We start from the raw sequence: 26,060 nt of genomic DNA, 5'->3' as shown, positions 1-26,060 counted from the left end.
GCCCCGGGGGGGGCACTTCCCGAGCGTCCAAATCCCGCCCGCGGCCCCCCTGTCCACCAGCGCAACCTCGCGCCTTTCTCCCCGGGGGGGGGGGGGGGGGGGGGGGGGCCCCCCCCCCCAACGCAAGAGGGCCGGCCCGCGATGCGGACCGGCCCTCTTGCCGTGAACCCAGAGTGGAGTCTGCATGACCTTGATGCTGGTGATGCGCGTCAAGCTTGGTCATGACTTTGTTCGCCTCGAAGCGCGCGGAGCCCTGGCCATCTTCCAGACGAAGAGGCCGGAGCTTCGTCGTGTCCGGCTGAGGTTCCGGTCGGCGTCGACCCCGGACTGCGCCTTGAAGATGTAGAGAAAGTCCTCACCCACCGATGCCCTCCGTGCTGCACATGAGCAGCGATGGGAGCGACTGTCTCTCTCCCGCCGTCTCCGGGCGACGCGCCGGCGGCGGCGTTGCCGGAGGCGTCGTGGGACGATCACCCGAGAAAAGGGGGAGGACGGCGACGCTGTGAGCATCTGGGACGTCGAGCCGTTCGACAACGACGACGCCGCAGATTTCGCCATCGAGCTGGAAGTTGCTACGGCGGACGTATGTATTGAAATGATCGGCAGCGTTCTGGAGCGTGTCACTAACGCCGCGGCGGACGATCCGTTGTTCTCCGAGGCCCCACGAGCTGTCGCGGCCGCAGCTCTGATCGCCGCGCAACATCCCGGCGGAGCCAAGCTCCCATCAGCCTACGGGCCGGGCCCGGCCGCACCCATGCCGCGCTTCCCGGCCTACCTGCGCGACCTCGCCATCGAGGCCTTGGACCGCGTGATCACGGCACCGTCGTGGCTTCCCGAGTACTGGAGAGAGGCCGGCCGGGAACCCGCATGGCGGCGGAGCATCTTCGGCCTGCGCGCCATCCTCGATCCGCCACAACAGGAATCGCTCTTCGATCTTTGACCGGCGTCCTATGCGCCGTGGTAGAAGAAGCGGCCCAGGCCGATCGTGAAGATGGTGATGCCGTACAGGGCGTGCTCGACCGAGACGACCAGCAGGGAGCCGGTGCGCTGGTAGCGGCGGGCGAAGAGCCAGCCGCCGGCCAGGGTGGCGGCAACCGCGAGGATGTTGCCGAAGAGCAGGTGGACGAAGCCGAACGCGACGGCGCTGGCGGCGGGGCCGTAGGGGTATCGGTGCATGAGGAAGCCGCGGTAGAGCAGCTCCTGCGGATAGACCGACAGCAGCGGATAGCCGATGCAGATGGCCAGCCAGAGCCAAGGCTGCTCACGCGGCAGAATGAGCAGATTGCCCGGGTCGAACACCGCGACCGCGCCGAGGGCGAGCAGCGACACGACGGCCCAGAGTGCGACGACGCGGGGCAGGGAAGCGCGAAGCGCGGAGCGCTCCAGCAGTGGCAACGACGAGCGTCGCATGTAGACGATCACCAGGGCGGCCGCGACCAGCAACACCGGGATCGGGCCGCCGGGGACGTCGAGCACGATGTACAGGCCGGCGACGCCGTAGAACAGCAGCAGGTATTCGGCGAGGCGGCTCATCACCGGCGACGCTAGGCGGCGCAGGTGTCGGGCGGGTGGACTCAGCGTGGCAGGAGCTGGTGCAGCGCCCCGATGAGATGTTCCGTCTGGAACGGCTTGTGCAGCAGCGGCGCGTCCGCCGGCAGTTCCTGGCCGCCCGGGGCCGGGCCGCTCGTATATCCCGACATGAACAGCACCGGCAGGCCGGGCCGGGTGCGGCGCAGCTCCGCCGCCAGCTGGGTGCCCGACATGCCGGGCATGATGACGTCGCTGAGCAGGGCGTCGAACGTCAGGTTGTCCTCGCGGCACATGCGGAGCGCCTCCAGCGGATCGCCCGCCGCGTGCACCTCGTAGCCGGCCTTGCGCAGGATGCGGCAGACGATGTCGCGGACGCCGTCCTCGTCCTCGACGACCAGGATGCTGCGGCCCTGGCCCGAGGCCGCGGACGGGCGTGAGATCAGCGAGACGGCCGGCGCCGTGAGCTCGGCCGGCGGCAGGCAGACCCGCACGGTCGTACCCTCGTCCAGAACCGAATCGAGGCTGATCGTGCCTCCGGCGTCGGCCACCACTCCGTACGCCGTGGCCAGGCCCAGGCCCGTCCCTTTGCCCCGGCCCTTGGTCGTGAAGAACGGCTCGAACGCCCGGGCCGCCACCTCGGGCGGCATGCCGCTCCCGGTGTCGGTGATGGTCAGGCAGACGTGGCCGGTGTCGCGGTCGACGCCGGTGGCGATGGTCAGCCGGCCGCCCGACGGCATGGCCGCGCGCGAGTTCATGACCGCGTTCATCATGACCTGTTCCAGCTTGCTGCGGTCCATGGTGATCGGCGGCAGGTCGAGCGACAGCGTCGTCCGCAGCTCGATGTCCTCGCCCAGCGTGCGGCCGAGGAGGCGCTGCATGTCGGTGGCGACCGCGTTCAGGTCGAGGGTCTCGGGGCGGGACGGCTCGAGGCGGCTGAAGATCAGCAGTTGCCGGGTCAGGCCGCTGCCGCGTGCCGCCGCCTGCTCGATCGCCTGCGAGTCGGCGTGCAGCGGATGGTCGGGGCCGAGCTCCTCGGAGAGCATCGCGGCGTAGCCGGAGATCACGGCCAGGATGTTGTTGAAGTCGTGCGCGATGCCGCCCGCGAGCTGCCCGAGCGAGTCGAGGCGTTCGGCCTGGCGCAGCTGCTGTTCCATCTCGGCGCGTTCGCGCTCGGCCCGCACCCGCTTGCTGATGTCGCGCATGATGCCCTCGACCGCGATCGGCTGACCGTCGGCGTCGGCGACCGCGCTGGCCCGCTGCTCGATCCAGGCGACCTGGCCGTCGTGACAATGCCAGCGCATGGTCAGCGTGCCCGGCTGGGCCGAGCGCCACGACTGCTCCAGCGCGTGCCGGTCCTCGGGGTCGACCAGCCGGAAGATCAGCGCCGGGTCGGCGTAGAAGTCCTCGGGCGGGTGGCCGGTGATCTGCTCGACCGCCGGGCTGAGATATTCCATGGCCGGCGCCGGATGCAGGCGGAACCGGAAGATGATGTCGTGGGCGTGCTCGGCCAGCAGCCGGAACCGTTCCTCGCTCTCGCGCAGGGCGGCCTCGGCGTGGCGGTGCTGGCGGCGCTCGGCGGCCTCGGTCAGCTCGCGCTGCACGGCCGGCGCGAGCCGGGCCAGCCGGTCCTTGAGCACGAAGTCGCGGGCCCCGGCGCGCATCAGCGAGGCCGCCGTCTCCTCGCCGATCTGACCCGACACCAGCAGGAACGGGATCTCCAGGTCGTGCTCGCGGACCTGGTCGAGCACGTCCTCGGCGCGGACGCCGGGCATGTTGTAGTCGCAGATGACGACGTCGGGGGTCTGCTCGGCCAGCGCCGCCGCCACGCCCTCCGCGGTCTCGGCGCGGGTCGTGGTGACGGTCAGGCCGGCCTTGCGCAGGCCGCGGGCCACCAGGAGGGCGTCGTCCTCGCTGTCGTCGACGACCAGCACGTGGATCATCGGATCGTCCATCCGTCCGGCGCCGGGGCGAGGCTGAACGAGAAGGCCGCGCCCTCGCCCGGCTCGCCCGAGGCGCAGATCTGGCCGCCGTGCCGGGTGACGATGCGGTGCACGATGGCCAGGCCGATGCCGGTGCCCTCGAACTCGCTCTGCGCGTGCAGGCGCTGGAACGGGTCGAACATCTTGTGCGCGTGCCGCATCTCGAAGCCGGCGCCGTTGTCGCGCACGGTGAAGACGGCGACGTCGTCCTTCAGGGAGGCCGACACCGTGATGCGCGGCTCCGGCTCGTACGAGGTGAATTTGTAGGCGTTGCCGAGCAGATTCTGCAGCACGAGCCGGATCAGGTGCGGATCGCCCATCGCCTCCAACCCGTCCGGGATGTCGAAGACGGCCGTGCGCACCGGATCGGAGGCGATCAGCTCCTCGGCCACCTCGTGGGCCAGGGCGCTCAGGTCCGTACGCTCCCGGCGCAGCTCGCTGCGGGTGGCGCGGGACAGGTGCAGCAGGTCGTCGATCATCTGGGCCATGCGCTCGGCGTTGGCCTGGATGCGCGACAGATAGCGCTGTCCCTCGGCGTCGAGCACGCCCGCGTAGTCCTCGAGCAGCACCTGGCTGAAGCCCTCGAGGGAACGCAGCGGGGCGCGCAGATCGTGCGAGACCGAGTACGCGAACGCGTCCAGCTCCCGGGTCGAGGCTTCGAGCTGGGCCGTGCGCTGTTCGACCCGCTGTTCGAGCTCCTCGTTGAGCAGGCGCACCTCCTCCTCGGCCCGTTTGCGCTCGGTGATGTCGGTGGAGATGCCGCAGACCGCGTACGCGTTGCCCGCGCTGTCGGCCAGGGGGAACTTCACCGTGACGTACGTATGCAGGCCGTCGTCGCCGGGCGCCTGCTCCTCGACCTGCACGGGCTCGCCGCGGGCGAACGCCTCGAGGTCGTTGTGGCGGAACTCGTCGGCCAGCGGCTCGGGGAACAGGTCGTGGTCGGTGAGACCGACGATGTCCTCGCGGCGCAGCCGGAACAGCCGCTCGTACTCCCGGTTGACCAGGAGATAGCGCCCCTCGGCGTCGCGCATGTAGATCACGGCCGAGGTGTGGTCGATGAGGGCCATGAGCTGCTCGGGGCCCACCTCGACCAAGGGCCGAGTGCTCATCTCGACCTCTTTCATCCCACCTGTGCGACGGAAACCGACGCTACCCGCGACGCCGGAATCCGGGGGGCTTTTATGGCTTTTTGCAGGCCGGACAGCAGATGGTCCTGGCGGGCGCGGGTGAGCCGTTCCAGGAACATCTCGTTCATCCCGGTCGTCCCGCTGCGGTTGGAGACCAGCGGCCGGTCGCCGAGGCCGTTCGCGTCGCGCTGCCGCTGCGGCTTGAACAGGAACTTCTTGCTCAACATCAGATGGGCCCCGGCGGCCCGGGCGTGCTCGGTCAGCAGCCGGTACCAGTCGGCCAGCGCCGGATGCCGCCCGAGCAGCCGGTCGAGGTCGGCCGGCTCGGCCACGGCCAGATCGCCGGCGTCGACGTCGATCGCGGTCAGCAGCCTTTCCGGCAGCGTGGGCTGTGTCATCAGGTCGTCCAGCACGGCCCGTTCGCCGTCGAGCAGCGCCGGGTAGATCCGCCGCACGTGCCGGTCGTAGTCGGGGATGGCGATGCCGAGCAGGAAGTCGCGCTTGAGCGCCTCCGGGTCCAGGGCGCCGCTGGGCGGGATGTCGTCCTCGGCCCAGTGCACCGCGAACTGCCGGAACACGTCCATGAAGAATTCCGGCGGCATGCTCGCCTCCGGCGGCCGGCCCGCGAAATCGAGGAACAACTGACGCAGGGCGGTCAGCAGCTCGGTGGCCAGCCGTACGCGCCCGACGGCGTCCTCGCAGATCAGCCCGGCCCCGTCGCGGGTCAGCGGGTCGAGCACCTCGTTCACCGCCAGTTCCAGGGCCTCGCCCTGCTTGACCAGCAGGAAGAACCGTTCCTCGCTGCTGCTGCCGGTGTAGCTGCGGATGCGCCCGTCGTCGAAGACCCCGGGCAGCTCGGCCAGGCACTCGTCGCCGCGATGGACCTGGAGGGTGCCCACGTTCCAGCGGACCAGGGAGGCGTAGCTGTCCCGGCCGCAATGGCCCTGGCCGGTGTGCGTGGCCAGGGCGGCGAAGTAGTCGCGGAACGGCATGTCCCCGGCCAGCAGCCCGTCGAAGGCGCGCTCCGGATGGTGCCGCCCGTTGGGCGTCCACTCCTGGTAGTGCCGCGACACCGAGGCGCCGACGAAGCCGAGCCGGACCACCAGCCGCTGCGCCTCGAGGGCGTCGAGCCGGCCGACCGCCGGCAGGTGCGGGAGCAGGACCTCGCGGGCCTGATCGGCCAGCAGCCCGGGCGGGGCGTCGCCGTCGAGGATGGCCCGGTTGAGGCGGGGAACCTCATCGTCCAGCCAAGCGTCGATCATGTTCTTTCTTTTCGACGTGATACCGCAATTCCTTAACCTCGAGATGCGATTCGGCGACGATTCGGCGACCATGGCGGTTCAACCAGGGAATATCGATAGCTCTGGATGGTGACTCATGGATGAGACGTTCCAGATCGTGACCGACCCCGTGTCCGATTCCGTCGCGATCTCCGCGATCTTCGCGGCCCTGCCCCTGCTGACCCTGTTCGTCCTGCTCGGCGTGCTGCGCATGAGAGCCTGGCTGGCCGGCGTGATCTCGCTGGTGGTGGCGCTCGTGGTCGCCGTCGCGATCTACGCCATGCCGGTCGGGCAAGCGCTGCTGTCGGCGAGCGAGGGCGCGGCGTTCGGCTTCTTCCCCATCCTGTGGATCGTCATCAACGCCATCTGGGTCTACAACCTGACCGTGGCCAGCGGTCACTTCGACGTGCTGCGCCGCTCGATGGAACGGGTCAGCCCGGACATGCGCATCCAGGCCGTGATCGTGGCCTTCTGCTTCGGCGCCCTGCTCGAGGCCCTGGCCGGGTTCGGCACGCCGGTCGCGGTGACCGTGGTGATGCTGATGGCGCTGGGCTTCCGGCCGATCAAGGCGGCGGCGGTCGCGCTGATCGCCAACACGGCGCCGGTCGCCTTCGGCGCCCTGGCCACACCCATCACCACTCTGGGTACGGTCACGTCGGGCGCCGCCGACGATCCGCGACTCAACGCCGACACGCTCGGTGCGATGGTGGGCCGCCAGACCCCCGTACTCGCCGTGGTCGTGCCTTTGGTCCTTGTCGCCGTGATCGACGGGAAGCGGGGCGTGAAGCAGACGTGGCCGGCCGCCGTGATCGCCGGTGTGGTCTTCGCGCTGGCCCAGTTCGTCGCGTCCAACTACATCTCGGTGCCGTTGACCGACATCATCGCGTCGCTGGTGGCCGCGGCCGCGGTGATGTTGTTGCTGCGGGTGTGGCGCCCGGTCGAATCGCCCGACTTGTCGGCCCGAGCGGGTGAGCCCGAGCCCGGTGAGCCCGAAGCCGGCGAACCAGGGTCCTCCGCGGGCGCGGTGAGGACCGCCGTCCAGCGGGACACCAACGCCGAGGTGCTCCGCGCCTACGCGCCGTACCTCATCATCATCGCCATCTTCGCCATCGCCAATCTGGGCCCGATCAAGGACGCGCTCGCCGTTCCACCATGGACGGTCAAGTTCGCCTGGCCCGGCCTGGACGTGCTGGGCGAGAACGGCAAACCGCTCGCCTCGACCACGTTCACCCTCGGCTGGCTCCCCGCCGCGGGCACGCTCATGATCTTCGCCGGCATCCTCACCGCGGTGGTCCTTCGCGTGCGTCCCCGCCGCGCTCTCAAGGCGTACGGGGACACCTATGCCGAACTGCGCCACGCCATTGTCACCGTGATGGCCGTGCTGGCCCTGGCCTACGTCCTCAACCAGTCGGGGCAGACCAACACCCTCGGCGAGTTCCTGGCCGGCGCCGGCACCTTCTTCGTCTTCCTGTCGTCCATCCTGGGCTGGATCGGCGTCGCCGTGACCGGATCCGACACGTCGGCCAACGCGCTGTTCGGCGCCCTCCAGGTGCAGACGGCGGCCGACGCCGGCCTCGATCCGGTGCTGCTGGCCGCGGCCAACTCGTCGGGCGGCGTCCTCGGCAAGATGATCAGCCCGCAGAACCTGGCCATCGCCGCGGCCGCCGTCGGCATGGCCGGCAAGGAGGGCGACATCTTCCGCCGGGTCGTCGGCTGGAGCGTGATCCTGCTTCTGGTCATGTGTGTCCTGGTCACTCTTCAGGCCACGCCGCTGCTGGACTGGATGGTGCCGTCGTCGGTATGACGCCGACGTTATAGATTGACATCTATTAATTTGCGGTGCGAGGGTCTGACTGCCAAAAGCAGAAAGGAACACCCATGCGCGTACGCCGTGCCCTCGCTCTCGCCGCCGCCGCGGTCGCCGCCGCGACCGGAGTCCTGGCCGGGCCCACATCGCCCGCCCAGGCGGTCGCCGCGACCACCCTCGCCAACACCATCGCCCTGAGCAACTGCTCCGCCTCGCTGGTGCGTTATCCCAGCTCGGTGAGCAGCGACCGGGCGATGATGCTCACCAACGGCCACTGCTACGAGGGCGGCTTCCTCAGTGCCGGCCAGGTGCTGGTCAACCGCACCTCCAGCCGCTCCGGCACGCTGCTCAACAGCTCGGGCGGCTCGCTCGGCACGGTCCGGGCCGACCGGGTCCTGTACGCGACGATGACCGGCACCGACGTCACGCTCTACCGTCTCACCAGCACCTACGCCACGCTCCAGTCCCGCTACGGCGCGACCGCACTGACCATCGCGAGCGCCAAGCCCGCCGTCGGCGCGAGCATCGCGATCCCGTCCAGCTACTGGAAGCGGATCTGGAACTGCAAGGTCGACGGCTTCGTGGGCCAGCTCCGCGAGGGCGAGTGGACCTGGAAGGACTCGATCCGGTACGACTCGGCCTGCGACACCATCCACGGCACGTCGGGATCGCCGATCGTGAGCGCCTCCAGCGGCCAGGTCGTCGGCATCAACAACACCGGCAACGACGACGGCGAGATGTGCACGCTGAACAACCCGTGCGAGGTCAACGCCGACGGGACCACCACGGCGGTGCAGGGGCAGAGCTACGGCCAGGAGACGTACTGGTTCACGACCTGTCTCACGTCGACCCGCACCATCGACCTGAACAAGTCGGGCTGTCTGCTGACCAAGCCGTAGACGTCATTGCTTCGAGCCCGGGCCGCTTTCCACCGCGGCCCGGGCTTTTCAGGCCACGCAGAACTCGTTGCCCTCGGGGTCGAGCATGACCACGTGGCTCAGCTCCGGCCCATAACGATGGTCCCGTACGGCCGTCGCCCCGGCCGCCTCGAGCTCGGCCACCTTGGCCCGGATGCCCGGCTCGGAGCCGACACGCACGTCGACGTGCATCCGGTTCTTGGCCGTCTTGGGCTCCGGGACCCGCAGGAACGAGATCGCGGGCCCGCGCCCCTCCGGATCCACGATCGACGCCCCATCGGGCTCGTCGTAACCCGGTTCCGGCACATATCCGAGGGCCAGCGCCCAGAAGGCGGCCTGCCGGTGAGGATCCGCCGCGTCACAGCCGAGCGTCCAAAGCGTCGTCATGACGCCGAATCTACGTCGGCGGTCTGTGCTACCGTCCGGGTCGGCGTAGCCCACGCCCCACCTCCAGCGACCGTCCCGCGCGCGGTCCCCGACGGAGGCAAAGGGACTTCTCGTCTCGGGCCGCTGTCCTGACTCGTTCGTCTCGGACGCATCGATCGCGCGGGGGATCGGCGTGCGGGACAGCGGAGGTCCAGATGACGGCGAACAGGAACTTCAAGCGCCGGGTCCGCGCCCGCGCGGCCAAGACCGGTGAGTCCTACGCCGCTGCTCTGCGGCACTTCCGCACGACTCCGCGAGGAGATTCGATGCGTTCCACATCCGTACGACTGTCAGTAGCCCAGCTTCCGGTAGGAAGCGACCCGGGCGACACCGCGGCGCTGCGCGAGAGCGGCGACCAGATCCGCGGCCTCATGCGCCAGGCCCACGCGGCCGGCGCCCGGCTGCTGCACCTGCCCGAGGGCGCGCTGACCTGCCCCGACAAGAGGATCCTGTCGGCCACCGGCCCCGACCCCGTCGGACCGGCCGACTGGGGACGCGCCGACTGGGCGACGCTCGCCGCGCAGCTCCGGGAGATCGCGGCCCTGGCCGGCGAGCTGCGGCTGTGGACCGTGCTCGGCTCGGTGCATCCGCTGACACCGCCCCGCCGCCCGCACCTGAGCCTGTACGTCATCGCCGACGACGGCACGATCGCCACCCGCTACGACGAGCGCATGCTGTCGAACACCAAGGTCAGCCACATGTACACGCCCGGCTCGGAGCCGATCACCTTCACCGTCGACGGCGCCCGGTTCGGCTGTGCGCTGGGCATGGAGGCCGTCTACCCCGAGATCTTCGGTGAGTACGAACGGCTGGACGTCGACTGCGTCCTGTTCTCCACCCACGGCCCGGGCGTCCCCACGAACAACGGCCCGTTCGCGCTGCAATCACAGGCGCTGGCCGCCGCCAACAGCTTCTGGGTCAGCTACGCCGGCACCGCGCAGGACGCCCCGAACGCGCCCTCCGGCATCGTGACCCCGGCCGGCGACTGGCTCGCCCGCTGCCCCGCCGTCGGCGAGGCCGCCATCGTCACGGCCGAGGTGGACCTGGCCGCCGATAACTACGCCCGCCCGTGGCGGCGCGTGGCCCGAAGTGGCCTGTACGCCCAGTTCCAGGCCCCGGCCGACCCGAGGAGCCTCAACCGCGCCAACTGCTGACGACTCAGAGCAGGCCCGGGCGGGCGGCCATGGCGTGCGGGGCCGGGCCGCTCGCCATGGCCGGCAGCAGGTGCTCCAGGCGGGTGGCGCGGTCGGTGGCCGACCAGGACTCCTGGCGCAGGCTGTCGCTCGTGGTGCGGGCCAGCCAGGCGTCGTGGCGGGCCTCCTGCTCGGCCCGCACGGCGCGCTCGTAGCGGTCGCGCAGGTGGCCCTCGGCGGCGCGGTGGACGACCAGCTCCTGCTCCAGCGGGTGCAGGCGGGGGTCCCAGCCGGCCCGGCCGGCCAGGGCGTCGGCCACGGCCGCCGTCGGCAGCCAGCCGTGGGCGGCGGCCTCGCGGACGGCGCGGTGCAGGAAGCGTTCGCGGGCCGCGTACTCGGTGGGGGTCTGCGCGCTCCACGGCGTGCCGAAGGCGGCGGCCGAGCGGCGGGCCCGCAGGCGGGCATCGGCGTCCAGCCACGACTGCCAGGCGGTGGTGACGTCGTCGGCCGTCTGCTCCCAGCGCTCCTGCCAGCGGGCGGCGGCCAGCTCGGCCCGGTCGGCGGCCACCCGCACCTCGTCCGCGTACTGGGTGGCGGCCAGCGCCTCCAGCGGCAGCCGCCGGCGGCGGTCGCCCCGCTCGCGGAACAGGGCGACGATGTCCCGCAGCGCCTGCCGGGGGTGGCGCACGCCCTGCGGGCTGGCCAGCACCAGCACGGCCGGGAGGGTGAGCAGCATCAGCGTCGCCCAGATGGCGGCCGGGGCGGGGGTGGTCAGCAGGGTTTCGGCAACGACGTTCATGGGTGTGGGAGTCCTGTCCGCTCAAAGGAGAAAGTCCGCAAAAGGGCAGCGACCACCTCGGTGCGGCGCGGCGGGGCCGCGGCGACGTCAGAGGATGGTCAGGCGCGAGCGGACGGCGGACCGCGGGATCCGGTGGCCCCGACGGTGTGCTGAGCGGAGAGGACGCGCGTGCGGTCGGCGGCTGGAGCGCCGGGCGTACGAGCGGGCGCCGTGTCCGGAGACTCCGGAGTGTCGGCAGTGGACCCTGCGGCCGGCGCGGCGGGGGAGCTGGTGCTGTGGGTGACCCCGGCGGCGATCGGCCCGGCGGCCGCTGCGGGGGCGACGAGGCCCAGCGTCAGCAGCAGGAGCAGGGCAGGCAACGATCGCAGCAGAGCGCCGCGTAGAGAGATCGTTGCCATGTCCCTAATGTACCGATTTGATCACGGAAAGCGCGCACGCCACTCCGGCGCGACGCGGCGTCGCGCCGGAGCAACGGTCAGGATGTTCGGCAGGACAGGGACGGCCAGGTCCAGTTGCCGCCGTGCTGAACGGTGAAGCCGAAGACGTTGCCGCTGCCGTTGGGGCGGGCGGTCATCACCAGGCCGGTCGAGTCCCAGCTCACCGCGGTGTTCCAGGTGGCGATGACCTTCTGCGGCGAGCGGAAGGTCGCGGTGACGATCCAGCTCGAGGAGCCGCTCACGGTCACCTGCCCGTTGAAGCGGTCCGACCACTTCTGGCCTTCGGCGTACGTCGCCGTGCAGTTGCCGCCGGTCGGCGGCGGCGTGGTCGTGGGCGGGGTGGTCGGGCCGTCCGACGGGGCCACCGCGCGGCCGGTCGACGGGGAGATCGTGCCGGCGCAGAGGCCGCGCTGGGCCAGGCCGGCGGCGATCTGGGGTACGGCCTGGATCGTGGTCTGGTAGTTGTCGTGCATCAGGATCAGCTGGCCGTTGGTGAGCCGGCTCGCCGCCTGCACGATCTGCGCCGTACTGGCGCCGTTCCAGTCCTGTGAGTCGACGTCCCAGGTCACTGTGCGCAGGCCGAGGGCGGAGGCGGCCGATTGCAGGGTGCCGTTCGTCTCTCCGTACGGAGGCCTGAAGATCGTCGGTGTTCCCCCGCCGCCGTTGCGGATGGCGGTCTGCGTGCGCGACAGCTCCGAGGACATCTGGGCCTGGCTCAGCGTGAGCATGTGCGGATGGGTGTAGCTGTGGTTGGCGACCCACATGCCGGCCGCGACCTGGGCACCCACGAGGCCCGGGTTGGCGGCGGCGTTCTGTCCGGTGTTGAACATGGTCGCCCGCAGGCCGGCCGAGCGCAGCGCCGACAGCAGTTGGTTGGTGGTGCTCGGGTTCGGCCCGTCGTCGTACGTCAGGCCGACGTAGCCGTTGGCGCAGGAGGCGTCGGCCGAGGCGCCGGACGGTGGCGTCAGGGCGACGGCGCCGGCGGCCACCAGGACGCCGGCGAGGAGCAGGGATCGGGGACGGATCCATCGGTGCACGGGGAGTCACCTCTCGTATCGACGTTCGTCGTTGCGTCCCCATCTTGAGAGCCCTGACACGGATGAGTCAACCATTAACTTCCGTCAATTCTTCGTAACTTCCGAACACTCCGGCCAGCGACTTGCCACTCCAAAGATCAAAGAATCGAAAAGTTCAACCCCGCAAGTTCCGGCTGTACGTCGGAAAGCGTCATCCCACATGCAGCAACCCGGTCAACGCGTCGACGGGCGCCCGGCCGAGCACCCGTCCCGACGACACGTCCAGCCATGCCACCCGGTCACTGCCACCGGCGTACAGGTGCCTGCCGTCCCGGCTCAAACGCAGCCCACAGACCGGATCGGACAGTGACCACCGCGCGACGACCCGGCCCGTGTCCCGGGCGATGGCGTGCACATCCGTACCGCAAGCGGCAAAAGCGCGCCCCGCGCCCAGCGCGAGATGACCGCCGGCCGAGCCCGCGGGAACCCGGAGAACCTTCTCGATCGTCAGCGCGGACGCCGACGCCACCGCGACCGACCCGCTGGACGCGTCGAAGACGGTGACATGCGTGTCGTCGGCGGCCAGCGCGTGCCCCTCGGGCGCCCCGTGGCCGAACGGGTCGGGCAGGTCGAGGCAGAAGGCCCAGCGCTCGGTCAGATGGAGCACGTGGACGAAGGCGTGCACATCGTTGCGTGTCCCATTGAGCAGATTGCGGGTGTGCTGGTGGTCGGGCTGGTGGGTGTAGAGCGTGTAGAGCACCTGCCGGTCCGGCGACAGCACGGCCTGCCGCCCGCTGCCGCGCATCTCCTCCTCGGCGCCGGGTGGCACCGGCACCTTGGTGCGGGTGAGCAGCGGATCGAGCCGTCCGGTGGCCAGATCGAGAAGGCGCACGCGATACCGGTCGGGCGCCGAGGCGGGCAGCCACTCCAGGACGAAAAGTCCGGTTCCATCGCTGGTGAACGCATCCGGTTCCACAACTCCGGTCAGGGTGAACTTCTGCTGTCGCCCATCGCCGACGACGAGCAGCGGGCTGGTGGTCCGAGCGGCCGGCGGCTCCGCGTTCGGGGTTCGCGTCAGCACGCAGGCGTTGCCGCTCTCGGCCACCACGCGGGGCACCCATCCACCCCCGATCTCGATCCGCTGGATGGGCGCCCCCGTGGGGGTATAGGTGCGGGTCAGGCTCGTGCCCTCGGCGACGTACGCGATAGCGCCGTCCCGGCTGACCGCCGTCACCGATCCGAGCCCCCGCGACTCGGTGCCGCTGAGCCGGACGGGCCCCCGCTTCGTCTGAGCGAGCACCAGATCCGGAACGGAGACCGGCGCCGCGGCGGCTTCGGCTTCGGTGTCGCGGCAGGCGGCAAGGCCGGAAACAGCGAGGGCGCCCCCGGCCAGGGCGAGAAAGCTGCGGCGCGTGGTCATGCCCGAGTGACACCGGCCGAGGCGACGAGGTTCCGAGCGCGGCAGCGGGTGGCGGTGGAGGGCGGCCGCGGGTTGCGGTGGGGGAGGCGGCTGAGCGGGGCGGTCCGGGAAGTCGGGCGGAACCCTTTCGCGGTGGGCGGTGTCAGTGCAGTGTCGGTGCGGACGAGGCGGAGGTAGCCGAGCTGAGCGAGACCACCGAGCTGGACGACGCGGCGGCCGTGACGCGGGCGCGTGGGGGTGATCTGGGGGCGTACGAGCTTCTGGTCGCCCGCTACACCGTGCCCGCGCATCGGGCCGCCGTGCTGCTCGGCGCCGGGGACGACGCCGATGACGTGGTGCAGGAGGCGTTCGTGAAGGCGTACCGGCAGTTGTCGCGCTATCGCGGCGAGTCCGGCTTCCGGCCCTGGCTGCTGGCCATCGTCGCCAACGAGACCCGCAACCTGCACCGGTCCCGGAAGCGCCGTGACGGTCTCGCCCTGCGGGCCGCCGTCTCCGAAGGGCCGCGGGCCGACGCCCCCGACCCGGCCGAGTCGGCCATGGCCCACGAGCGCCGCGAGCATTTGGTCGAGCAGTTGAAGAAGCTGGGCGACCGGGACCGCGAGGTGCTCGTCTGCCGCTTCCTCCTGGATCTCTCCGAGCTGGAGACCGCCGCCGCTCTCGGCGTGCCGAAGGGAACGGTCAAGTCGCGGACCAACCGGGCCCTGGCCCGCCTGCGCGAGGGCATGGAGGTGCGCGATGCCTGACCGCGACAACGACCCGGCCGCGCGGAACGACCCGGCCGCGCGGAACGACCCGGCCGCGCGGAACGACCCGGCCGCGCGGAACGACCCGACGGCGCGGAACGACCCGACGGCGCGGAACGACCCGACGGCGCGGAACGACCCGACGGCGCGGAACGACATGACCGCGGGAACCGGCATGACCGCGGGAACCGGAATGCCGCTCGGGGCCGACCTGATCGCCGAGCTGCGCGACCTGTCGACCTGGCTCGAGACGCCCGAGCCGGCCGACCAGCGCGCCGCCGTCCGCACCCGCCTGACAAATCCGGCAAATCGCCGATGGATGTGGATGGTGGTGAACCGGTCGAGCCGCCGGGATGCCGACGCGGCGACAGAGCGGACAAATCGCCGAGATGGCGAGGTGGCGCCAGAGCGGGCAAATCGCCGAGATGGCGAGGTGGCGCCAGAGCGGACAAATTGCCGAGATGGCGAGGTGGCGCCAGAGCGGACAAAACGCCGGGGTGTCGGGGCGGCGGAGAAGCGGGCGAGTCGCTGGGGTCCGGGGGCGGTGGCGAATCGTTGGCGTGCTTGGGGAACGGGGATTCTGGCCGCTGTCGTGGCGGCGGTCATCGTCGTGGCTCCGGCCCGCGCGGCCGTGGTCGATGCGGTGGCTGAAGTGCTTCGGGTGGCCGGGATCGAGGTGCGCCGCGAAGCCGCGCCCCCGCCGCCCGCGCCCACTCCCAGCCCGCTGCCCGGCGCCGGGGTCATCTCGCTGGGTGAGGCCCGGAAGATTGCCAAGTTCCCGGCCGCGCTGGGCGATCCCGAGCGGGTCGAGGTCTATGACCAGCGCCGGGTCGTCTCGTTCTTCTACCGGGGCGGCACCATCCGCTTCGACCAGTTCGACGGGTCCGCCGCGGCCTTCCTCAAGCAGGCCGGGCAGGCCGAGTGGACCGACGTCGGCGGAGCCCTCGCTGTCTGGCTTCCCGGGCCGCACACCCTGACCTACTACGACCGTTCCGGCGTCGAGCGCACCGCCACCGCCCGCCTGGCCACGCCCACCCTGATCTGGGACACCAACGGGACCTCGTACCGGCTCGAAGGGTTCACCGATCTCGCCGAGGCGCGGAGGGTCGCTCTCTCCGTGCAGTGAGGCAACGGTTGTCCACATCGCGCCATGTCGCCACTACGGCAGGAGATAGATCTCCCGGCAAGCAACGGATGAACTCCAGAATGCGTGTCAACTCGCACGCTAAGGAGCCCGACCTTGCCAGCATCGAAGCGCCTCGCCGGTGCCCTCGTCGGCGTCCTGGTGGGAGCCGGCGGCGCGACCTGGTTGCCGCCAGGTTCCGCCGCTACCGCCACCCCGGCTGTACCTCCCAGCGCGACCGTTCCCCCTGCGGCCGCGCAAGCGATCACGCTCATCACGGGCGATGTCGTCGAACTGGCCCCCGCCGGTGACGGCAGGGTCGCGGCGACGGTACGGCCGGGGTCCGGGCGGGAACACGTCCGCTTCTCCACCGTCGAGACCGGCGAGGGCGTCCGCGTCCTGCCTTCGGACGCGCTTCCGCTGCTCCGCGAGGGGCGGCTCGACGCCGAGCTGTTCGACGTGCGGCATCTGATCGAGCAGGGCTACGGCGACGCCGCCCGCGGCACCCTTCCCCTGATCGTTCAGGGTGGAGCGGCCACGGCGAAGGTCGCGGGAACCGCGTTGCCCAGTCTCGGCGCGGTGGCCGTCCAGGCCGACAAACAAGGGCTGAAAGACTTCTGGCGTACGCAGGTGGCCGCCGGCACAGGCGCACGGACCGCCACCACCGCCACGCACATCTGGCTCGACGGCAAGGTCAAGCCGGTGCTCGACCGGAGCACCGCGCAGATCGGCGCCCCGCAGGCGTGGGCGGCCGGGCTCGACGGCCGGGGCGTCAAGGTGGCCGTGCTCGACACCGGCGCCGACGCGAGCCACCCCGACCTGGCCGGCCGGATCGACGAGGCGCGGGACTTCAGCGGCAGCGCCGACACCGGCGACCACTTCGGGCACGGCACCCACGTGGCGGCCACCGTCGCCGGCAGCGGCGCCGGCTCGAACGGCACCCGCAAGGGCGTGGCGCCGGGCGCCCGGCTGCTGATCGGCAAGGTGCTCGACGACAGCGGTTCCGGCTACGAGTCCGGCATCATCGCCGGCATGGAGTGGGCCACCGCCCAGGGGGCCCGGGTCGTCAACATGAGCCTCGGCGGCGAGGCCACCGACGGCACCGACCCGATGAGCGCCGCCGTCGACGAGCTCAGCGAGGCCACCGGCGCCCTGTTCGTGGTGGCCGCCGGCAACGAGGGCGCCAGCTACAAGGTCGGCACGCCCGGCGCGGCCGCCGAAGCCCTCACCGTCGGCGCCGTCGACCGCGACGACCGGATCGCCGGCTTCTCCAGCCGTGGCCCGCGCCTCGGCGACGAGGGACTCAAGCCCGAGATCACCGCGCCCGGCGTGGACATCGTCGCCGCCCGCGCGGCCGGCACGTCGATGGGCGAGCCCGTCGACGAGCTCTACACCGCGGCCTCCGGCACCTCGATGGCCACGCCGCACGTGGCCGGTGCGGCCGCGATCGTCGCCCAGCAGCATCCCGACTGGACCGGCGAGCAGATCAAGGACGAGCTGGTCAGCACCGCGAAGACCACACCGGACACCCCGGTGTTCTCGCAGGGCGCCGGCCGGGTCGACCTCGCCCGCGCCACGACCCAGAAGGTCGCGGGGACGGGCGTGGCCGACTTCGGCCTCCACCAGATGGGCGAGAGCCCGGTCACGCGGACCGTCACCTACACCAACGGCGGCGCTGCCCCGGTCACGCTGAGCCTGACCGACACGCTGACCGCGGTCACCCCGTCGCAGTCCACCGTGACCGTGCCGGCCGGTGGCGCGAAGGATGTCGTCCTGACGTACGACCTCATGACCCCGGGCCAGATCAGCGGGTGGCTGACCGCGACCGGGCCGGGCGGCGTGCTCGTCACGACCGCGCTGGCCGGCACGCTCGACCGGCCGCACCACACCGTGACCGTCAAGGCGGTCGGCCGCGACGGGAAGCCGGCCGCGGCCCCGGCGATGCTGATGTTCGGCGACGACCCGCGCTTCGACGTCCTCGACTCCATCTTCGAGGGGCAGACCCGGACGTACGAGGTGGCCGAGGGCGACTACCTGCTCGACGCCACGATCACCGACGGCTACCCGCTCGACGAGCAGGACACGCTGATCACCAACCCCGAGCTCCGGGTCGACCGCGATCTGACCGTCACGCTCGACGCCCGTACGGCCAAGCCTGTCAAGATCGAGACGCCGAGGCCGGCCGAGCAGCAGACGGTGTTCAGCTACTACGTGCACCGGGTGACCGGGTCGGGCCGCGGGATCATCAACGGCTTCATGAACTTCAGCTCGGTGCAGGCGGTGAACGTCACGCCGACCGCCAAGCTCCGTAAGGGCAGCTACGAGTTCTCGTCGCGCTGGCAGCTGGTGGCCCCGCTCGCCACCTCGTCGATCCCCGGCGTCGACATCAACCTGACCGCGTCCTCGCCCGTCTACTCCGGCACCAAGCGGTTCGACCTGGTCGCCGGCCTCACCGGCAAGGTCAAGGGCAAGGCCGTCGTCCTCGAGACCGACAACTACTACGACGCGGCGCTCCAGGCGGCCGAGGCCGGTGCGGCGGTCGCGCTGGTCGTCCTCCCCGGCACGATGTCGGCCTGGGGCTCCTGGCAGCCGGACGGTGAGCGGATGCCGATCATCAACGCGGTCGTGCCCAACGACGACGGGCAGCGGCTGCTCGCACAGGCCCGCAAGCGCGGCGCCTCGATCGCGCTGACGCTCACGCCGGACAGCCCCTACCTGTACGACGTCTTCCAGGTCACCAAGGACCGGGTGCCGGCGCAGATCGTCCACAAGGTGACCGCCGCCAACTCGCAGCGGATCACCTCGCGCTACCAGGACAACGGCGGCTTCGACTACGTGCGGGAGCAGCGGTTCGGCTGGCGCCCGGCGCAGGAGTACTCCTGGAACGACGCCCAGCGGGCGGTGAAGACCCCGATCGTCCGGGAGGAATGGGTCAGCACCGGCGACACCCTGTGGCAGCACCAGGTCCACAACGAATATCCGTTCAACTCGATCGGCGCCTCGCTCGACGGCGGCTTCCAGGACGACCCGGTCTCGTACCTCCGGCCCGGCCGGTCGTCCGAGACCTGGGCCGCGCCCGTCGTCCGCCCGGCCGGCGAAGGCACTCGTGAGGGCAATGTCCTGAAGCTGCGGGTGGCCGACTTCGTCGACGCGGACGGGCACTACCAGGTCGACCAGGCGGGTCAGGCGGCGACGCTGTCCCGCGACGGCGTGGTCGTCGGCGAGTACCCCAACGCCTGGCGTGACGTGGCGGTCCCGGCCGGCTCCTTCACGTTGTCGGTCACGACGAAGCGCGGCGGCGAGGAGTGGTTGTACGACACGTCGACCTCGACCGAGTGGACCTTCAAGTCCGCGAAGGACGGGAAGCTGCCGCTGCTCCAGCCGGACTACGAGGTCCCGGTGGATCTCCACGGCGTCGCCCATGCGCCCGTCAAGGTCAACGTCCCGGACGCCAAGCAGATCAAGGTCGAGTATTCGACGGACGAGGGCAGGACGTGGCGCGCGACCGAAAGCCGCGGCATCGTCTCGCTGCGGGTCACCGCGAGCGACCGGGCCGGCAACACCGTGCGGCAGACCGTGATCCGGGCCTACGGCCGATGAGACCCTTCGACGAGAACGCCGGGCCGGTCGGCGTGCCGGTGTACCACCTGCGTCACAACCAGCCGCGCCGGGCGGCCTGGAACGCCAGCCCGGGGCGGGTGTCCACGCCGGCGATGTCCATGAGGCGGTCCAACCGCCGCTGGACGGTCCTGCGGCTCACCCCGAGCTGGGTCGCGATCGACTTGTCCGGCATGCCGGACACGAAGAGCGAGAGCAGCAGCCGGTCCGGCTCCTCGGCGCCACCGTCCGGCGCCAGCGGGGTCGCCCGGTCCCAGTAGCTCTCGAAGAGCGCGACCAGGGCGTCGAGCAGCTCGCTGGGGCGGATCAGCGCCGCCGTGGGCGGCCCGACGCCCCGCGCGGCGTCCGGCACCAGGGGACAGATGGCCAGGCGGCGGTCGGCGATGGCCAGGCGCACGGGCAGGGCGGGCAGCGTGCGGGACTGCTCGCCCAGGCCGATCGCCTCGACGATGCTCTCCAGCTCGCCCGGCTTCTCGAGCAGCTCCCGCTCGTAGATCGCCCGATATCGGACGCCGCGCTCCAGCGCCGAGGTCTCCTCGGTGTTCTCCGGCCCCTGCATCGCTATCGGGTTGGCCCGGCAGAACCAGAGGATCTCCTCCTCGGCCGAGTCCTGCATCTCGCGCAGCCGGTCGCGCAGCGGCTGGGCGCCCACGACGATCTCGACGAGGTGCTCGGCGCTGCGCCGGCGGGTGTTGCTGCGGTACTCCTCGCTGAGCGAGGCCACCATCTGCCGGGCCGACTCGAGGGCCTGCTGCTCGCGCAGGAGCGCGTCGCCCAGGGCGACGTCGGCCGGCAGGGCGTGGAAGGTCGGGCCGCCGGTGGCAAGGCCCTTGCGATGCAGGGACTCCAGCACTTCGGCGGCCCCGGGCGCGGAGAGGCCGTCCTGCTCGGCGAGGTCGGCGGCGGTGGCGCCGGACATGCGGACGAGCAGGCGGTACGCGTGCTGCTCCGGGGTGGAGAGCAGGTCCAGCCGTTCTGACACGGCGACCACTGTAAACCTGTCTATTCATCTCCCTCGGATCGACAACTCTATGCATTCACAGCAATACTCTGTGTCATGACGCTGACCGCGGATGAAGAAGTGACGGCGTCCGGCGCCTTCGGTCGGACCCCCTGTCTGGTGATCGACGTGGCGGTGGCCGGCGAGCAGTACCGCCGGATCGCCGCCGCCTTCGCCGGCGCGCAGATCCACTACGCCGTGAAGGCCAACCCGGAGCCGGCCCTGCTGCGCGCGCTCGTCGAGGCCGGATGCCGGTTCGACGTGGCGAGCCGGGCCGAGATCGACCTGTGCCTGGCGGCCGGGGCGTCGCCGGCGTCGCTCAGCTACGGGCACCCGATCAAGAAGCCGGCGGACATCGCCTACGCGTACGCCCGCGGGGTCCGGCTCTTCGCCTTCGACAGCGCGGGCGAGCTCGACAAGATCGTCGCGCACGCGCCGGGGTCCGGGGTGGTCTGCCGCCTGCTCGCGTCGTCGGAGGGCGCGCGCTGGCCGTTGAGCCGCAAATTCGGGTGTACGCCGGATATGGCCATCGATCTGATGAAATCGGCGGCGGTTCGCGGGCTCGACCCGGCCGGCCTGGCCTTTCACGTCGGGTCGCAGCAGCTTGATCCCGGACGGTGGGAGCCGAGTATCAGACTTGCCGCCGACATTTTCCGCGTGCTTGAGAGTGGACATAACCCGCGAATACTCAACGCTGGTGGCGGCTTTCCGGTCGACTATCGGGTCTCGGCCCTGCCGATCACGGCCTACTCGGCGGCGATCGAGGCCGCCATGTCCCGGCATTTCGGGCCGGAGCGGCCGACGCTGATGATCGAGCCGGGGCGCTACATCGCGGCGCCGGCCGGCGTGCTGCACGCCGAGGTCGTCCTCGTCGCGCGCAAGTCCTATGAGGACGAGGCGCGCTGGGTCTACCTCGACGTGGGCCGGTTCGGCGGGCTGGCCGAGACCGAGGACGAGGCCATCCAGTACGCCCTGGCCACCACCCGCGACGACGGCCCGATGGGCCCGGTCATCCTGGCCGGCCCGACCTGCGACAGCGTCGACATCATGTACCAGCACGCCCACTACGAGCTGCCCCTCTCGCTGAAGGCCGGCGACGTGGTGCGGATCCTCGGAACGGGCGCGTACACCGCGACGTACGCCTCCGTGGGTTTCAACGGTTTCCCGCCGTTGCGGACCGAGATCTCTTAAGTACGCCGGTGCGGGGCCGATGGTCGTCCTCGTGCGCCTTCTCCCCGCCGCCGCTGTGGCCGTCGCCGTTCTCCTGCCCGGCGCCGCCGTGGCCGCCACCCCGTCGGCCGCCACGGTCACCTACGCGGCGTCGACGGCCTCGATCGCCAATCCCGGGCGCGGCTTCTTCACGTACACCGAAACGCACTTCGGGTCTTATGCGCCGTTGAACGCGGCCGACCTGGCGGCGGCTCGCGTCGACCAGGCCCGCAGCCTCGTCTTCCGGATCTTCTACCTGGAGAAATACCAGGCGGTCGACCAGATCTCGGCGGCCGATCTGGCGCTGGTCCGGGCCGACTTCGCCGCCGCCCGCGCCGCCGGCGTCACGATGGTGGTCCGGTTCGCGTACGCCTCCGCCTCCGACGCTGACGCCCCCGAGGCCCGCGTCCTGAAGCACATCGCCCAACTCGGCCCGATCCTGAAGGCCAACGCCGACGTGATCACCGCGGTGCAGGCGGGCTTCGTGGGGCAGTGGGGCGAGTGGTACTACAGCCGGAACTTCGGCACCGAGGGCGCGCCCGACTGGACCTCCCGCGGCCACGTGCTCGCCGCCCTGCTCGCGGCCACCTCGCCGTCGACCGTCGTGCAGGTGCGCACACCGGCGATCAAGCGGCGCCTCCAGCCCGCACTGGCCCGGGTCGGCGTGCACAACGACTGCTTCCTGGCCGGCACCGACGACTACGGCACCTTCACCGGGGACGACGCCGCCTGGCTGGCCTCCTCCCCGATCCTGGTCGGCGGCGAGACCTGCGACGTCTCGGCCCGCTCGGCCTGGTCCAACGCCCGCACCGAGATGGCCCGCTACCACTGGACGTATCTCAACCCGTCCTTCAACACCGACGTCCTCGACTCCTGGGGCGCCGCCGGGCGGGCCGAGGCCGGCCGCCGTCTCGGCTACCGCATCCGCCTGGTCAAGGCCGTCCTGCCGGTCACCGCGAAGGCCGGAGCCAAGGTCACCGCCACGATCACCCTGGTCAACGACGGCTACGCCGCGCCCGCCCGGAACCGCCCGGTCCGCCTCCTGGCCGGCTCGAAGATCGTCACCGTCCCGGCCGACCTCCGCACGTGGGCGCCCGGCCGGCAGGTGACGCTGAAGGCCACGTTCACGGCGGTCAAGGGCGCCTACTCGCTGAGCCTGCCCGACCCCGCCGCCAGCCTGGCCGGCAAGCCGGCGTACTCGATCCAGCTCGCCAACCCGAAGGTCTGGAACGCGGCCAAGGGGTGGAACAGCCTCGGCCGCTCGCTCACGGTTAAGTAGGCCGTTCATCGGCCGTACCCACTTCGACACCCTTCACTGAGAGGGTGCTGCGGTGTTCGGGGATCATGGCGGGTCGCGCGCCGCCGGGTTTTGCGGCGCCGTGCTCGTCGCCGTGGGCGGCCTGGGCGCCGGGGCGCTGCCGGTCGGGGTGAGCTTCTTCGCCGGCCTGACCCACGTGCGCCTCGGGCTCGTGCTCGTCTACAGCGGGCTCGCCCTGCTGTTGCTCGCCTGGTGGTGGTACGGCCAGGCCACCCGGCACAGCGACGACGTCGGAGCGATGTGGTGGACGCTGGCCCTGTGGTCGGCGCCGCTGCTGTTCGCGCCGCCCCTGTTCAGCCGCGACGTCTACAGCTATCTGGCGCAGGGCCTCATGACCGGCGAGGGGCTCGACGTCTACCGGCAGGGGCCGGCCAGTCTCGGCGGCTTCATCGCGGCCCAGGTTCCCGAGATCTGGCAGCACACCCCGAGCCCGTACGGCCCGGTCTTCATGGGTATCGCCCGGCTGTTCGGCGGCGAGTATCTGCTCGGCGGGGTGGTCGCGATGCGGCTGGTCGCGGTGGCCGGGCTGGCGCTTCTGGCGTACGTCCTGCCGATCCTGGCCCGAAGCACGGGGATCCGGCCGCCGGCCGCGCTGTGGCTGGCCGTGCTCAACCCGCTCGTGCTCATCCACTTCGTGGGCGGCGCCCACAACGACGCCCTCATGGTCGGCCTGCTGGCGGCGGGCCTGGCCGCCGCCGTCCAGCGGCACCCCGTGCTCGGCGCTGTCCTGGTCATGGCGGCCGCGCTGGTCAAGGTGCCCGCGATCCTCGGCCTGGCCGCGGTCGCGGTGATCTGGGCGGCCCAGCTGCCGGGCCGATGGCCACTGATCCGGGCCGGGAGCGCCGTCGCCGCGATCGCCGCCGCCTCGACCGCCGCCCTCACCGCCGTCGCGGGCACCGGATACGGCTGGCTCGGCACCCTCGACACCCCGATCTCCCCGCACAACCTGTCGCTCGTCAACGTGCTGGGCCGCTGGACCGCGGGCCTGCTCTCCGACGACGGCGTGGGCGAGGTCTTCGTGCTCAACCTGTGGCGCTGGGCCGGCGTCCTGGCCACCCTCGTCGTCGTGGGCCTCGTCTGGTCGCAGATCAGGGAGCTGGGCGTCCTGTACGGCCTCGGCATCGTGCTGGTCGCGGTGGTGGTGTTCGGCCCGGCGCTGCGTCCCTGGTACCTGATCTGGGGCCTGGTCCCGCTGGCGGCCGCGGCCGGCCATCGCTGGGTGCGGCACACCCTGGCCGCCGCCTGCGCGGTCCTGGTGCTGGCCGTGCTTCCGGACGGCTTCGCCGTCGACGCCGAGGAGTTCCTCCTCGCCACCTCGGGCGCGCTTCTGGGTGTGTCCGGCTTCCTGCTCGTACGCCTGGCCGCGGCCCCCACTCCGGAACTGGTCACCCGATGACACGTACTCGCGCCTTCCTGCTGGTGACCGCGGCCACGATCGCGGTCGGCGTCTTCCTGGTCACCGTGCCCACGTTCCGCGAGTTCTTCGACCTCGGCGTCTACCGCGGCGCCGTCCGCTACTGGCTGGTCGACGGCGGCGAGCTCTACGACTACCTCTACCAGGGCTCCGAGTACGGCTTCACCTATCCACCGTTCGCCGCGCTGGTCTTCAGCCCGCTGGCCCTGACCAGCTGGCCGGTGGCGATCGCGTTCAGCGTCGCCCTGAACGCGGCCTGCGTGGCCCTGCTGCTGCGCTGGTACCTGGTCCCGATCCTGCGGCGCCACGACTGGCCGTTGTGGCCCCCGGCCGCGCTGGTCTTCCTGGCCGTCCTGGTCTTCGAGCCGGCCCGCGACACGTTCAGCTTCGGCCAGGTCAACCTGGCCCTGCTCGTGCTGGTCTGCTCCGACCTGCGCCGCACCCAGTGGCGCGGCGCCGGCATCGGCCTGGCCGCGGCGATCAAACTGACCCCCGCCGTCTTCATCGGCTACCTGATCCTGACCCGCCAGTACCGGGCCGCCGCCGTGGCCTCGGCCACCGCCGCCGTCGCGACGGTGCTGGCCTTCCTGATCGCCCCCGGCACCTCGCGGCGCTTCTGGACCGGGGCGTTGTGGGACACCGATCGGGTGGGCGATCTGGCGTACGTCTCCAATCAGTCCCTGCGCGGTGTCGTGGCGCGCCTCGACATCTCGTCGGTCTGGTGGCTCCTGGCCGTCGCCGTGATCCTGGTCATCTGGTGGCTGGGCATCCGTTCCGTGGGTTCTCCGCGCGACGACGCGGCCGGCTTCGCGATGACCGGCATCGTGGCCTGCCTGATCAGCCCGGTGACGTGGGTCCACCACCTGGTGTGGCTCCTGCCGGCCCTGTTCCTGCTGGCCGGCCGCGCCTCCCGCCGCGGCCTGGCCGTGCTGGCCGCCGTCTACGTGGTGCTCAGCAGCAGCGTCGTCTGGCTCTGGTGGGCCGGCGCCGACGGCTTCCTGGCCGTGATCGGCAGCAACACGTACGTCTGGATCTCGATCGGCCTGCTCCTGGCCTTGCGGGCACCCGGTCGAGCGACTTACAGGTGGCGGCGCCGCGCTCCCTACGTTCAAAAGGCCCCAACGAGCTAGGGCCGGTGGGCCCGGCTCGGAACCCATAGGCTTTCGCGAATGAGTGAGGAACCGGCCCCGTTCGGCGCGCTGCTGAACGAGGAGACCGGCGACCGCGAGGCGCTGGTGTCGTTCCTGAACGAGTTGATTCGGCGATGGCCCTGGTGGGACCGTACGTGGCGGATCACTGAGATCCATGAGGTGCGCGTTGTCAGGTCACATCTGACCCAGTTCGAGGCGCGGATCGGTGACGTGCTGATCGGACCGCCGGTCCGACCCGGCGATCCCCACCCGTTCGGAGCGATCTTCAGCGCCCTGATGGATCGCCGTGGAATCTCCGGTAAGGAGATGGCCCACCGCTGCCGGTTGGCCGAGTCGACCGTGGCCAAGATGCGAGCGGGCCGAGCGGTGCCCCGCGAACGAAAGCGAATCGCCGACCTGGCCGCGGCCCTCGACATGCCCGTCGGCGACCTGGCGGCCATCGTGGGCCTGCCCGAGGACGGTTGAGGCGGCCGCGCCCTCCTCAGGAAGCAGCGACCATGACCTTCGTAACAACGAGATCGCCGCCCAGTTGCGGGTATGCCCACGTACCGTCGCACGCACCTGTACAACGCGTATCCCAAGCTCGGCGTCAGCGGACGCCGGGAACTCGGCA

The 26,060-nt window shown here is 71.2% G+C and carries 23 protein-coding genes; 13 read left to right on the top strand and 10 right to left on the bottom strand.

Features of this window, described 5'->3' with window-relative positions; genetic code table 11:
• Positions 1 to 184 precede the first annotated feature (184 nt).
• On the top strand, positions 185 to 346 hold the full coding sequence (locus tag ACFY36_RS51600; protein WP_499753296.1) for a hypothetical protein: 162 nt from the start codon (positions 185 to 187) through the stop codon (positions 344 to 346).
• Positions 347 to 502: 156 nt separating this feature from the next.
• A complete protein-coding gene (locus tag ACFY36_RS51595) occupies positions 503 to 940 on the top strand; it encodes a DUF4259 domain-containing protein (RefSeq protein WP_499753295.1) in 438 nt (145 codons plus the stop codon).
• Between the two features lie 8 nt (positions 941 to 948).
• Here the strand turns inward: ACFY36_RS51595 and ACFY36_RS51590 are convergent, their stop codons facing one another.
• Genes ACFY36_RS51590 through ACFY36_RS51575 form a run of 4 tightly spaced genes read right to left on the bottom strand, consistent with a single transcriptional unit; the run spans position 949 to position 5,898 of the window.
• Positions 949 to 1,533 (bottom strand): CPBP family intramembrane glutamic endopeptidase, encoded by a 585-nt coding sequence (locus tag ACFY36_RS51590; protein WP_499753294.1) that lies wholly within the window; start codon positions 1,531 to 1,533, stop codon positions 949 to 951.
• A 41-nt stretch (positions 1,534 to 1,574) separates the two neighbouring features.
• Entirely contained in the window at positions 1,575 to 3,470 is a 1,896-nt protein-coding gene (locus ACFY36_RS51585) for a PAS domain-containing hybrid sensor histidine kinase/response regulator family protein (protein ID WP_499753293.1), read from the bottom strand.
• A complete protein-coding gene (locus ACFY36_RS51580; RefSeq protein ID WP_499753292.1) occupies positions 3,467 to 4,618 on the bottom strand; it encodes a sensor histidine kinase in 1,152 nt (383 codons plus the stop codon). The genes ACFY36_RS51585 and ACFY36_RS51580 overlap by 4 nt, the downstream gene beginning before the upstream one ends.
• An 11-nt stretch (positions 4,619 to 4,629) precedes the next feature.
• Positions 4,630 to 5,898: a hypothetical protein gene (locus tag ACFY36_RS51575; protein ID WP_499753291.1), complete on the bottom strand. Its 1,269-nt coding sequence runs from the start codon at positions 5,896 to 5,898 to the stop codon at positions 4,630 to 4,632.
• A gap of 115 nt (positions 5,899 to 6,013) precedes the next feature.
• Between ACFY36_RS51575 and ACFY36_RS51570 the strand changes: the two genes are divergently transcribed.
• The gene (locus ACFY36_RS51570) at positions 6,014 to 7,720 is read left to right on the top strand and encodes an L-lactate permease (protein ID WP_499753290.1); all 1,707 of its coding nucleotides are present in this window, start codon (positions 6,014 to 6,016) and stop codon (positions 7,718 to 7,720) included.
• A 74-nt stretch (positions 7,721 to 7,794) separates the two neighbouring features.
• Complete coding sequence (locus tag ACFY36_RS51565) at positions 7,795 to 8,622, top strand: S1 family peptidase (RefSeq protein ID WP_499753289.1); 828 nt, start codon at positions 7,795 to 7,797, stop codon at positions 8,620 to 8,622.
• Positions 8,623 to 8,670: 48 nt separating this feature from the next.
• On the opposite strand, the gene ACFY36_RS51560 is transcribed toward ACFY36_RS51565, so the two are convergent.
• Entirely contained in the window at positions 8,671 to 9,027 is a 357-nt protein-coding gene (locus ACFY36_RS51560) for a VOC family protein (RefSeq protein WP_499753288.1), read from the bottom strand.
• Between the two features lie 194 nt (positions 9,028 to 9,221).
• Between ACFY36_RS51560 and ACFY36_RS51555 the strand changes: the two genes are divergently transcribed.
• On the top strand, positions 9,222 to 10,220 hold the full coding sequence (locus tag ACFY36_RS51555) for a carbon-nitrogen hydrolase family protein (RefSeq protein WP_499753287.1): 999 nt from the start codon (positions 9,222 to 9,224) through the stop codon (positions 10,218 to 10,220).
• A gap of 4 nt (positions 10,221 to 10,224) precedes the next feature.
• Here ACFY36_RS51555 and ACFY36_RS51550 read toward each other — a convergent pair whose 3' ends face one another.
• The 4 genes from ACFY36_RS51550 to ACFY36_RS51535 all read right to left on the bottom strand — a co-directional run bounded on the left by ACFY36_RS51550 (position 10,225) and on the right by ACFY36_RS51535 (position 13,871).
• Positions 10,225 to 10,998, bottom strand: coding sequence for a hypothetical protein (locus ACFY36_RS51550; protein ID WP_499753286.1), 774 nt, complete (start codon positions 10,996 to 10,998; stop codon positions 10,225 to 10,227).
• A gap of 98 nt (positions 10,999 to 11,096) precedes the next feature.
• Complete coding sequence (locus ACFY36_RS51545; protein WP_498657400.1) at positions 11,097 to 11,396, bottom strand: hypothetical protein; 300 nt, start codon at positions 11,394 to 11,396, stop codon at positions 11,097 to 11,099.
• 77 nt (positions 11,397 to 11,473) lie between these two features.
• The gene (locus ACFY36_RS51540) at positions 11,474 to 12,472 is read right to left on the bottom strand and encodes a polysaccharide deacetylase family protein (protein WP_499753285.1); all 999 of its coding nucleotides are present in this window, start codon (positions 12,470 to 12,472) and stop codon (positions 11,474 to 11,476) included.
• A 190-nt stretch (positions 12,473 to 12,662) separates the two neighbouring features.
• Positions 12,663 to 13,871: a YncE family protein gene (locus ACFY36_RS51535; protein ID WP_499753284.1), complete on the bottom strand. Its 1,209-nt coding sequence runs from the start codon at positions 13,869 to 13,871 to the stop codon at positions 12,663 to 12,665.
• Positions 13,872 to 14,089: 218 nt separating this feature from the next.
• Between ACFY36_RS51535 and ACFY36_RS51530 the strand changes: the two genes are divergently transcribed.
• From ACFY36_RS51530 to ACFY36_RS51520, 3 genes are all read left to right on the top strand, one after another.
• The gene (locus ACFY36_RS51530; RefSeq protein WP_499753283.1) at positions 14,090 to 14,614 is read left to right on the top strand and encodes an RNA polymerase sigma factor; all 525 of its coding nucleotides are present in this window, start codon (positions 14,090 to 14,092) and stop codon (positions 14,612 to 14,614) included.
• Positions 14,607 to 15,740 (top strand): hypothetical protein, encoded by a 1,134-nt coding sequence (locus tag ACFY36_RS51525; RefSeq protein WP_499753282.1) that lies wholly within the window; start codon positions 14,607 to 14,609, stop codon positions 15,738 to 15,740. The genes ACFY36_RS51530 and ACFY36_RS51525 overlap by 8 nt, the downstream gene beginning before the upstream one ends.
• A gap of 114 nt (positions 15,741 to 15,854) precedes the next feature.
• Positions 15,855 to 19,337: a S8 family peptidase gene (locus tag ACFY36_RS51520; protein WP_499753281.1), complete on the top strand. Its 3,483-nt coding sequence runs from the start codon at positions 15,855 to 15,857 to the stop codon at positions 19,335 to 19,337.
• Positions 19,338 to 19,389: 52 nt separating this feature from the next.
• Here ACFY36_RS51520 and ACFY36_RS51515 read toward each other — a convergent pair whose 3' ends face one another.
• Complete coding sequence (locus ACFY36_RS51515) at positions 19,390 to 20,337, bottom strand: helix-turn-helix domain-containing protein (RefSeq protein WP_499753280.1); 948 nt, start codon at positions 20,335 to 20,337, stop codon at positions 19,390 to 19,392.
• A 75-nt stretch (positions 20,338 to 20,412) separates the two neighbouring features.
• On the opposite strand from ACFY36_RS51515, the gene ACFY36_RS51510 reads away from it, so the two are divergent.
• Genes ACFY36_RS51510 through ACFY36_RS51490 form a run of 5 tightly spaced genes read left to right on the top strand, consistent with a single transcriptional unit; the run spans position 20,413 to position 25,912 of the window.
• Positions 20,413 to 21,546 (top strand): type III PLP-dependent enzyme, encoded by a 1,134-nt coding sequence (locus ACFY36_RS51510; RefSeq protein WP_499753279.1) that lies wholly within the window; start codon positions 20,413 to 20,415, stop codon positions 21,544 to 21,546.
• A 31-nt stretch (positions 21,547 to 21,577) separates the two neighbouring features.
• Positions 21,578 to 22,843, top strand: coding sequence for a DUF4874 domain-containing protein (locus ACFY36_RS51505; RefSeq protein WP_499753278.1), 1,266 nt, complete (start codon positions 21,578 to 21,580; stop codon positions 22,841 to 22,843).
• A 52-nt stretch (positions 22,844 to 22,895) separates the two neighbouring features.
• A complete protein-coding gene (mptB, locus tag ACFY36_RS51500) occupies positions 22,896 to 24,278 on the top strand; it encodes a polyprenol phosphomannose-dependent alpha 1,6 mannosyltransferase MptB (protein WP_499753277.1) in 1,383 nt (460 codons plus the stop codon).
• Positions 24,275 to 25,426, top strand: coding sequence for a glycosyltransferase 87 family protein (locus tag ACFY36_RS51495; RefSeq protein WP_499753276.1), 1,152 nt, complete (start codon positions 24,275 to 24,277; stop codon positions 25,424 to 25,426). The genes mptB and ACFY36_RS51495 overlap by 4 nt, the downstream gene beginning before the upstream one ends.
• Positions 25,427 to 25,465: 39 nt before the next feature.
• On the top strand, positions 25,466 to 25,912 hold the full coding sequence (locus ACFY36_RS51490; RefSeq protein WP_499753275.1) for a helix-turn-helix domain-containing protein: 447 nt from the start codon (positions 25,466 to 25,468) through the stop codon (positions 25,910 to 25,912).
• Positions 25,913 to 26,060 lie beyond the last annotated feature (148 nt).

This window comes from Actinoplanes sp. NPDC000266, assembly GCF_042899005.1.
Taxonomy (GTDB): domain Bacteria; phylum Actinomycetota; class Actinomycetes; order Mycobacteriales; family Micromonosporaceae; genus Actinoplanes.
This window is presented reverse-complemented; position numbering and strand designations above follow the sequence as displayed.